Annotated in this window: 4 protein-coding genes; 3 read left to right on the forward strand and 1 reads right to left on the reverse strand. The window is 29.6% G+C overall.

Annotated features, from left to right (window positions below):
• The first annotated feature begins 7 nt into the window (after positions 1–7).
• From CD155_RS12140 to CD155_RS12150, 3 genes are all read left to right on the forward strand, one after another.
• Positions 8–517, forward strand: coding sequence for an SA0570 family protein (locus CD155_RS12140; protein WP_002441257.1), 510 nt, complete (start codon positions 8–10; stop codon positions 515–517).
• A gap of 260 nt (positions 518–777) precedes the next feature.
• A complete protein-coding gene (locus CD155_RS12145; protein ID WP_103213436.1) occupies positions 778–1,494 on the forward strand; it encodes a hypothetical protein in 717 nt (238 codons plus the stop codon).
• A gap of 237 nt (positions 1,495–1,731) precedes the next feature.
• Entirely contained in the window at positions 1,732–2,532 is an 801-nt protein-coding gene (locus CD155_RS12150; RefSeq protein ID WP_002441261.1) for an alpha/beta fold hydrolase, read from the forward strand.
• A 221-nt stretch (positions 2,533–2,753) separates the two neighbouring features.
• Here CD155_RS12150 and sarA read toward each other — a convergent pair whose 3' ends face one another.
• Positions 2,754–3,128 (reverse strand): global transcriptional regulator SarA, encoded by a 375-nt coding sequence (sarA, locus tag CD155_RS12155; RefSeq protein ID WP_002441263.1) that lies wholly within the window; start codon positions 3,126–3,128, stop codon positions 2,754–2,756.
• Positions 3,129–3,424: the final 296 nt, after the last annotated feature.

Raw genomic sequence — 3,424 nt, forward strand, 5'->3', positions numbered from 1 at the left:
AGTGCTTATGAAAAAGCTAATGGCTTCATTACTTGTTTCAGGATTAGTTTTAACAGGAGTAAGCGCTGGTCATCACGCTGAAGCTGCTACAGGTAACTCAATGAAAACAGTTCAACAAATCAATCATGGCGATCAATCTTTAGAAAAAGTTAGAATCGGCGAATCTATAAAAAGCGTTTTAAACAAATATAGTCATCCAATCTATTCATATAATCAACAAGGCACTGAACACTATTATGAATTTAGAACTCATAAAGGTGTCTTACTCGTAACAACAAATGGTAAAAAAGATAAAGGTCACGTGACTCGCGTTTCTATGACTTATAATCATGCTAACGGACCAACTTATAAATCTGTCAAAGATACATTTGGTAACAAAGCCGTAAGTCGCGTACATTATAATAAAGTAACTGGCAACTTTGGTTATATCCAAAATGGTAAAGCAAGCTATCAATTTAGTTCAGAATCACCAAAAGATAAAAATGTGAAATTATATCGCATAGACATCGCTAAATAAAGCTAAGTTGTTGATATAAATTGAATATAAATAATTTTATAATATGAGTAAGGAGCATGAAGCTGAAATGATTCTATAAAGAATGACATTTCGCTTTTGCTCCTTTTACTTTGTATTTTAATGTCGATAAAGGTAAAGTTTAGTTGAATTTTCAAGAAATAAAACGTATTGTGTGGTAAAATCTTATACTGAATATCATTTAACTAAAATATTGCTTAATTCGTAATTACATCTAGATTTGTATGAAGAAGGAGTTAATCATGCGTACTAATGATAAAGTATTGCTCGAGAATATCAATGATTATTTTAGCCATAAAGGTATGTCCCCTAATTTAATAGATGATATTAAGGAAAAGTTCCGCTCAGATATTAAGAAATCCGAAGAACAAGACCAAGATTATATTGAATATAGAGGCAAGTCACCAGCGCAAATTATACTTACGATACAACGTAATTTATTTGCATTACAACTTAATCCAGTTATCTTTTTTATTATTAATTTTATTCTCATTTCCTATTTGTATGATAAACAATATGTACAATTTCAAGCTATTACAGGAATAAGTCTATTTTATTGTATCGTTATTTTTCCAATTACAATCATTCTTTATACTAGAATTGCAAGGAAAAATTATCTATATTCTAATAAATTTGAGATGTGGGTAGGTATCGCGATTGCGATTATTGCCTTGATACTTATAACTATGCAAGCTTTTCATTTCAATTGGGCCATTATTCCTATTAATATCTATGGACATCAATTTGTATTCTTCATTGGAATTATTTTAGGTCTTGTAGGTATATTCTTTAAAAGGTTAGAATTTACTGGAATAGGGTTATTATTCTGTCAGAAAACAATAGATGCAATGATCACAAATCCCGAAATTGCTCAATTTTTCTCACTAGCCATTTGGATTTTACTTGTTGTACTCATTATTTTTTACACAATTAAATTATCAGCACGTACAAGATCGTAATAATACGTCGATAAAGTCTTATATATTAGCTATCAACTACTGCTATATATAAGACTTTTTTATGTATAAATTAAGATGTAATAGATAGGTTTATTTTTTTCAGAAAAGAAGAATAAGAAGCAACACTGACTTAAATAATTATATTAAATGAATATTAAATTAATTATTCGTTCGTCATATCAAAGGCGTAACTATGATTTGATGTGGGTATAGTAATTATTAAAGGGAGGTGCCACGATGGAAAAAATTCTAACATGTAATCAAATTGAACTCGCATATAATGATGAAGGACAGGGCATCCCCATTATTTTAATTCATGGATTAGACGGTAACTTATCAGGCTTTCAGGATTTAAAAAATGAACTCCTCCAATCACACAGAGTGATTACTTATGATGTGAGAGGGCATGGAAAATCCTCACGTTCAGAATCTTATGACTTAAAAGATCATGTTGAGGACTTAAGGTATTTAATGGATGCATTAAATGTGAGTTCTGCACATATTTTAGGACATGACATGGGGGGCATCATTGGTAGAGAATTTACAGAAACATATCAACACAAAGTGATTTCATTAACTATTGTCTCTGCTAAAAGAGAAGATATTACGCACGGATTTACAAAACTGATGGTGGATAATCAAGAAGAAGTAGCCGGATTTAATAAGTCTGAAGCAATGATTATTCTATTTCCAAAATTATTCCATAATCAAGATAAGGCTATGAGATGGTATCAACGTCAGAAGTTATACAGTAGGCCTACACCAGAAGATAGTGCTATTGCGATAAGAGCATTGTTAAACAGTGTAGATGTTACGAAAGATGTTCATAATAAAGTAACCGTACCCACGTTTATAGTTAATGGTGAACATGATCCGTTAATCTTCGATAAACAACATTATCGAATAGATAATTATTTTGAAAATGTTAGGAAAAGTATATTTAGTGGTTCAGGGCATGCACCACATATTGAAGAACCTGAACGATTTTTAGAACAATATTTAGACTTTATTCAGAAAGTAGAAGATGACTTAGAATAAAGTTTGGGGAATTTAACCCAATGTAGGAATTTAGTTTTATATTTTATAAATGATATTAAAAGGGCAATCAAATCGCGAGATTTGATTGCCCTTTAGTCTACTTTAGTATTTGTTCAGACACAGTGTATTTTAGAATGGTTGACCCCCACTAAAAAAGAGCAAGATTCCGAAATTAATTGATAAACATCACATTTCGGTCTTACTCCTACAAATCTATAGCATTAAACTTCGTTTTCGTCGTTGGCTTCAGTGATTCTTTTGTTAACGCGTTTTAATAACTCGTCGATTTTCTTACGTTGTTTAGAGTTAACTAAAATTAACACTGTTCTTTCGTCGTGTTCATTACGTTTTTTATTGAAGTAGTCTTCTTGTGATAAGTTTTTAACAGCTTTTACCACTTGAGGTTGTTTGTAATTTAAGTGATTAATAATATCTTTAAGATAATATTCTTCCTCTTTGTTTTCACTAATATAAGTTAAAACAGCAAATTCTTCAAAACTAATTGAGAATTCCTTTTTGATAATACTTTTTAAGCGATCAGCATAAGTGACCATAGCTAATAATTCAAAGCAGTCATTAATTTTTGAAATAGCCATTATTGAAACCTCCCTATTTATAGCTTACTCATAAAAGACCTTTTTAAAACATACTATATTTTATTTATCTGAATATGTTATTAAGTTAAGACCTGTATGAGTACTCTACCCGAATTTATTAATTTGTATCTATTTTTTTGAAAAAATACGAAGTGTCTGCCATAATTTAGTATTAAATAAAATTTTAACAAATATATTTAATGCTATATTATTTAGTTAATTATAACTAAATAAAAATAAGAAGTAAACAAATAAGTGTTTATAAAACTAATTATTGTTTCTACAATGTCATTGAA

Origin of the sequence: Staphylococcus caprae (assembly GCF_002902725.1) — a bacterium.
Lineage (GTDB): Bacteria > Bacillota > Bacilli > Staphylococcales > Staphylococcaceae > Staphylococcus > Staphylococcus caprae.

Excerpts from the sequence above, each read along its gene's own strand:
- CD155_RS12145 (WP_103213436.1), top strand. The coding sequence starts at position 778 with ATGCGTACTAATGATAAAGTATTGCTCGAGAATATCAATGATTATTTT.
- sarA (WP_002441263.1), bottom strand. The coding sequence starts at position 3,128 with ATGGCTATTTCAAAAATTAATGACTGCTTTGAATTATTAGCTATGGTC.
- CD155_RS12140 (WP_002441257.1), top strand. The coding sequence starts at position 8 with ATGAAAAAGCTAATGGCTTCATTACTTGTTTCAGGATTAGTTTTAACA.
- CD155_RS12150 (WP_002441261.1), top strand. The coding sequence starts at position 1,732 with ATGGAAAAAATTCTAACATGTAATCAAATTGAACTCGCATATAATGAT.